The 6,478-nt window shown below is 52.2% G+C and carries 3 protein-coding genes; all 3 read left to right on the plus strand.

The genetic code is table 11. From position 1 onward, the window contains the following. Positions 1–267 precede the first annotated feature (267 nt). From ABF979_RS15910 to ABF979_RS15920, 3 genes are read left to right on the plus strand one after another with little or no spacing between them, the layout of a single operon-like run. A complete protein-coding gene (locus ABF979_RS15910; protein WP_415560676.1) occupies positions 268–2,979 on the plus strand; it encodes a class I SAM-dependent DNA methyltransferase in 2,712 nt (903 codons plus the stop codon). Beyond that, positions 2,972–5,065 (plus strand): DEAD/DEAH box helicase, encoded by a 2,094-nt coding sequence (locus ABF979_RS15915; RefSeq protein WP_415560677.1) that lies wholly within the window; start codon positions 2,972–2,974, stop codon positions 5,063–5,065. Before ABF979_RS15910 ends, ABF979_RS15915 begins: the two co-directional genes overlap by 8 nt. Then, on the plus strand, positions 5,065–6,270 hold the full coding sequence (locus ABF979_RS15920) for a GIY-YIG nuclease family protein (protein ID WP_415560678.1): 1,206 nt from the start codon (positions 5,065–5,067) through the stop codon (positions 6,268–6,270). Before ABF979_RS15915 ends, ABF979_RS15920 begins: the two co-directional genes overlap by 1 nt. Positions 6,271–6,478 lie beyond the last annotated feature (208 nt).

The following is a 6,478-nucleotide window of genomic DNA, read 5'->3' on the forward strand; positions in this document are numbered from 1 at the left end:
ACTTGTTGGTGTTGAACCTGTGGACTTGTGGGCAGAGCCGCGCCTGTGGTCAGCCTGAAGGGCTGTCCATCAGGACGCGAGCGACCGTGAAACGGCTATCCATAAGTCCATGGGCGGCTCATGCCGGTATAGCCAAAAGCAGTGATACACAAACATAGGCGTCCTTCTCCTGACGTCCCGGCTTACCTTGTCATATGTGACACACGGTTGCAGTAATATCGCCAGTTGTTTGATCCTGCTGAACTCTGCTGCACCCCAAGGCCCGACATGAACCCGACTGAAATCTACGACGCTCTATCCAAGATCGTGGAGGCATCCTTTGATGCAGACGAATTTCCCTTCTCGTTTGCTGAAGCAACAGATGCTTCACAGGCGGCAATTTCAAAGCTTCGCAACGGGTCGACCAATAAATCTGACCTTCCGGGCGGGGTCTTGTTTGGTAAGAGATTTCATTATGTACCGGCCCCAACCGGAAAGAGCGACACTACTCTTGAGCAGTTGAGAGCATCGAAGAAAACGAAATCTGCCAAACCCGCCATTCTGCTCGCAACGGATGGTGAGATGATTGCGGCGGAACATACTGCTTCGGGCGAAACACTTCATTGCGCCTTCAAAGAGTTGGGGGATCAGTTCGGCTTCTTCCTCCCCGCTGCGGGGAAAGAACGATATCGCGCCGTTGAGGAAAACCCGGTCGATGTGAAGGCTACGGGTAAGCTCGCCAAGCTTTATGACGCGTTAATCAGGGCAAATCCCGACTGGGGAACAGATGCACGTCGTCATGAGATGAACCAACTCATGATGCGGCTAATCTTCTGTATGTTTGCCGAAGACGTCGGTATCTTTCCAGAGCAGCAATTCTCCCGCCTGATTTTCACCTATGCAGGCGATAAAGGTGAGGAAGCCCATAAGGTGATTATTGCAGCCTTCCGGGCGATGAACCTTCCCAAGCATGAGCGAACAGGTCTGCCCGCATGGACCGGTGAGCTGGACTACGTGAATGGCGGTCTGTTTGCTGGCGCCATTGATGCGCCAAAATTCGATATCTCTGCTTTCGGTTATCTGCGTGAGGCCTGTGGGTTGGATTGGGGTGAGATCAATCCGGATATTTTCGGTTCGATGATCCAGTCTGTTGCGGACCCCAAGCAACGCTCTGAACTGGGAATGCATTACACGTCAGTGCCGAATATCATGAAGGTCATCGGGCCACTTTTTCTCGATGATCTGGACATGGAGATCCATAAAGGCTGGGATCGTGCTCGCGCGCTTCAGCAAACACTGAGCCATATGTCGCACATCCGTGTGTTTGACCCCGCCTGCGGATCGGGGAACTTCCTTGTTGTGTCTTATCGAGAACTCCGGGCACGCGAGACGCGCATCATGCAGCGTCTGGAAGAGCTTGATGGCCGTAATGCCATGGGCACAAGCGAGATGTTCTCGCGTATCAAGATCGACCATTTCTACGGGATTGAAATCACGGATTTTGCAGCTGAGACAGCCAAACTTGCGCTGTTCATCGCTGAATATCAGGCCAATGCGAGTTTTAAGGCCGTTTTTGGGCGTTGCCCTGCCGCCTTACCATTGAGGGATGCCGCCCGCATTCACACTGGAAATGCACTACAACTTGACTGGGATGCGGTTTGCCCTCCGCCCTCTAAGGAGGAGGAGGTGTTTATTGCAGGGAATCCCCCATTTCTTGGTGGACGGCAATTAGATGAACAGCAAAAAATCAGCATGGCAAAGGTCTTTGAAAATCATATCAAAAACCATAAAGCACTGGATCTGGTAAGCGCGTGGTACATCAAGGCAGCCAATTACATACTCAATCGAAGGGCAGCAGCAGCTCTTGTTTCGACCAATAGTATAGCACAGGGAGCAACGGCATCGACGTTGTGGCCCCATATTCTAAATAACAGCTTAGAAATTGGATTTTCACACCAGACTTTTAAATGGAAAAATAATGCCCAAGCTAATGCCGCCGTTATGTGCGTCATAATTGGGATTCGCAATAAAACCCCTCGCGTAAAAAATATTTTTAACGGCGATCATCAGTCTGTTGCCAATAATATTAATGCCTATTTGATAGACGGACCAAATATTTTTGTTAATTCCGAGCGGAAGAGTGTTTTTAACCTCCCAGAAATGCTCTTTGGAAACATGCCACGTGACGGAGGATTTTTGATACTTACTGCAGATGAGGGCTCAAAACTTATTAGCGAGGGATTCGGTAAATACGTTAGAAAATATATGGGTGCTGAAGAAGTCGTTAAAGGGGTGAATAGATATGTTTTGTGGATCGAGGATTCAGAGGTAAAACATGCGAGGCTATCTCCGTTTATCGCTCAAAGACTGGATGCCGTTTCTACAAGCCGCCGCGAAAGTCCCGCAAAGTCTACCCAAGAATTTGCTGATCAACCGCACAGGTTTGTTCAAATACAAAGCACTGCCCAAAAACACGCCATCCTCGTCCCCAGCGTCACTTCAGAGCGCCGACCCTACCTTCCGGTGGAGTGGGTGGGCGCTGACGTCATTTCATCAAACCTCAATCAGGTCCTCTACGACGCCCCTGAATGGTGCATCGCGCTCATTGCGTCCCGTCTTCATCTCGTCTGGATCGGTACTGTCTGCGGCAAATTGAAATCCGATTTCCGCTATTCGAACACGCTCGGCTGGAATACGTTTCCAGTCCCGAAGTTCACGGATAAGCAGTTGGAAGCCCTCTCAGCCTCTGCACGCCGCATCCTGAAATGCCGCTACTCCCACTACCCCAAAACGATCGCGGACTTATACGATCCGGACAAAATGCCTGACGACCTTCGCGCCGTGCACAAAGAAAACGATGAGCTACTGGAGAGCATGTATATCGGCCGTCCCTTCCGCAACGACACGGAACGCCTAGAAACACTCTTCAAGCTCTATGCGGCCAAGATCAAAACGCTAGAAACTGCCAGTAAAAAGAAAAAGGCCGTGACCCATGGTTGAAATGCTCAACGTCACCTATGGCACGTCAACAGCCAAGACGAACGCATTAGGCCAACGCCCGATGCAGGCTCGTACCTACGATGCCCGTGCCGCGCAGTTTCTCCTTCTCAAAGCCCCCCCGGCTGCGGGTAAAAGCCGCGCACTCATGTTCGTGGCACTTGATAAGCTGCTACATCAGGGGCTGGAGAAGGTGATCGTTTGCGTTCCTGAAACGTCAATCGGTGGCTCTTTTCGCTCTACCGATCTGATGAGCTACGGCTTTGAGGCAAATTGGGAGGTTGAGCCGCGCTGGAATCTCTGCCTGACAGGCGATGACGCGAGCAAAGAAAAGGTCAAGGCGTTTCAGGCTTTCCTACAAAGCGACGCAAAGGTTTTGGTCTGCACCCATGCGACATTCCGTTTTGGCGTTGATGCTGTCATTGAGACCAGTGGTATCGAAGCGTTTGATCGGTGCTTCATTGCGATAGACGAGTTCCATCACGTCTCGGCATCGGACAACAATCGCCTCGGCGTTATTATGCGGAACCTGATTACCCGTGACGCATGCCATATCATGGCAATGACGGGCAGCTACTTCCGTGGGGATTCAGATCCGGTTCTCCGGGAGGAAGACGAAGACCGCTTCACCAAGATTACCTACAGCTATTACGAGCAATTGGAGAGCTACGCCTTCCTCAAGGCACTCGGCATCAATTACGATTTCTATAAAGGGAATTACATCAACGGCCTTGAGGGCGTTCTGAACCCCAATCAAAAGACGATTATCCATATCCCGCATCGCGGCTCATCTGAAGCATTTGATGACAAATACAACGAGGTGGGTCGGATCCTCGATTTCTTGGGAAAGCATGAAGGTCGAGACCCTGAGACCGGCTTTGATTTGGTCCGCACAGCAGAAGGACGGCTTCTGAAGATTGCTGATCTAGTGGATGATGGTCCGGGCCGCAACAACGTGAAGACGGCTCTATCCCATGAAATTAGAGGAACGGATGGTAAGCGTGATGATGACGCTGACAGAGCCAAAGTTGATATCATCATCGCCCTTGGCATGGCCAAGGAAGGCTTCGATTGGGTATGGTGTGAACACGCTCTGACCATCGGCTACCGCTTCTCCCTGACTGAAATCGTGCAAATCATCGGTCGTGCAACCCGTGATGCGCCCGGGAAGCCTCGCGCCTTGTTCACAAACCTTGTCGCTGAGCCCGGGGTTGAAACGGGCGCGGTTACTGATGCTGTGAATGATATGCTGAAAGCAATCTCGGGTTCATTGCTGATGGAGCAGGTCCTCGCTCCGAACCTGAAATTCTACCGGCGGGAAGATGGGGATGTTCGTGCACCGATTGGCACGGATGATGAAGGTAATGTCACCATCGGGATTAAAGGCCTCATGGAGCCACCCACAGACCGCGCGCGGGCGATTTGTGAAAAGGACATGAACGATCTGATGGCGACGGCCTATCAGGAAATGGATCGCCGTGTGCTTTCACCGGAGACCGCCCCTGAAGTCGCAACGCAAATGGTTCTGACGGATATCATCGAAAGACGTTACGAGACGTTGGACACAGAAGAGGCTGAATCCGTTCGCCAGCATCTGGCTGCGCATATGAACGTCCTGACATTGGCCCGCAAGCAAGCCGAGCAGGATATTACGGGCGCGCAATCCGTGCTTGGTGCTCCACCAACCGAAGGTGCCCCCACAACAGGCGAAGGGGACGATGGTGGTGAGGAGACACCTGACAGTGCTCCGAACACTCTGCTGGAGATGGTGAAGAAATTTATCAATGTTCGGGACATCGATATTGAGTTGATTGATAGCATCAACGTCTTTCAGGAGCGCTTCGAAGTCGCGTCTAAATCGTTGAATGCTGAGATCCTCGCGCATGTGCAATCCGCCATGGTTGCCTTGCGTGTGAATATGAGTGGAGACGAAGCACGGACTTTATGGCCGCGCATTAAAGCATTTCGCGCGACAGAAGGCCGCGAGCCCAATGTGAACTCCGCTAACACACTGGAGAAACGCATGGCCGAAGCGCTTGCCTGGCTGAAAGCCGAAAAAGCCAAGCGTCTACGCGAGGCAGCACAATAATGGTGCGCCCCTCTCTGGATGACATCTACAGCGAACACGACGAGTTTGGTCTTCTGGATCTCAAACAACGTGGTACCCGAAGTGGAAACACCACAGATCGTGGCGTCGCGGTGTTGCTGGACGTTACCCGTTTTGTCGAGCAGAACGGCCGCTTGCCGGACCCAGAGGCACTTGCCCATGACGAGATGAAGCTGGCGATGACTTGGGGCGCTGTAAAAACTTCACCAACCGAGAAAATGCAAGCAGCCGACCGCCTAGGACTTCTGGACGAAAAGTCAATCGCCCCGCCTCGCTCGTGGAAAGACGAAGTCCCTGAGGAGGCCATCCCGGAAAGTCTCGATGATATCTTTGATGATGACGAACTGGAGGTTGATCCCTCACTCGTCACCTTCCAACACACAACCCCCTCAAGCGAACGGGTGATACCCGATCATCGCGCTGAGTTTGTACCCTGCCGGGATTTTGAGAAATTTCGTGAGCGCTTTGAAGCCGTACAGCGTGCTCTGGAGACGGGAGAGCGAAAAGTAAGAGCGGTGAAGAAATGGGCCATTATTGAGCCCATAGAAGGGGATTTTTTCATTCGTAACGGCCTGCTCGCCATGATTGCGGAGAAGTCAGAGATGACCTCACGCGGCGGTTCTCGGGATCATCGGTTGCGGATCATTTTTTCGAACGGGACAGAGAGCGACCCTTTAATGTCTTCCTTCCGGAAGTCCTTATCGGAAGACAAGACTGCGCGCACCGTGCAGAAGGTGGGACTTGGCCCGGTTGACCCAGAATGGGAGAGCGATCAGCTTGAACTATCTGGCACAATCTATGTCGCCCGGTCGCGCTCAGATGATCCTGCCATTCGTGAGCGGCGGATGATCTTACACAAAATTGGTGTGACCAGTCAGGACGTTGCCCGCCGTGTAGCTGATGCCCGTAACGATCCAACATTTCTACTAGCTCCAGTGGATATCGTCGCCACATACAGCCTCAAGAACCTCTCCCGCCATAAAGTTGAGGATCTTCTGCATCGCTTTTTCGTATCCGCACGCCCTGCCGAATTATTCGTCGTGGATCGTCTTGGAAAGAAGATCTCGCCAAAAGAGTGGTTTTATGTGCTGCCAGAACACGTTGGCCAAGCCGTTAAACTGATCGAGGACGGGCAGCTACATCTCTTCCACTACGATGTGGCGACGCAGAAAATCGTACCGAACTGAGGCGTGGAGCGATGACACGAATTCTAACGGTGCTCACCCCACGCGTACGTAAAATGTACTTTCGTGTGCGTTGCATAAATCTTCACATTAAATGCCCCAGTTTCTCATCACGGTATCTGGCCGCCTGCGTGGTGTCTCTCAGGCAGCTCTGGGGGGATTCCTGCAGGTCCGCTTTCCGCCCGAAACGGCCCATAGCCGACATGACAAT

It is taken from the genome of Gluconobacter sp. (assembly GCF_047723935.1).
Lineage (GTDB): Bacteria > Pseudomonadota > Alphaproteobacteria > Acetobacterales > Acetobacteraceae > Gluconobacter.

What these genes read in the sequence shown, in the direction of transcription:
- ABF979_RS15910 (WP_415560676.1), top strand. Translation starts at nt 268, where the DNA reads ATGAACCCGACTGAAATCTACGACGCTCTATCCAAGATCGTGGAGGCA.
- ABF979_RS15915 (WP_415560677.1), top strand. Translation starts at nt 2,972, where the DNA reads ATGGTTGAAATGCTCAACGTCACCTATGGCACGTCAACAGCCAAGACG.
- ABF979_RS15920 (WP_415560678.1), top strand. Translation starts at nt 5,065, where the DNA reads ATGGTGCGCCCCTCTCTGGATGACATCTACAGCGAACACGACGAGTTT.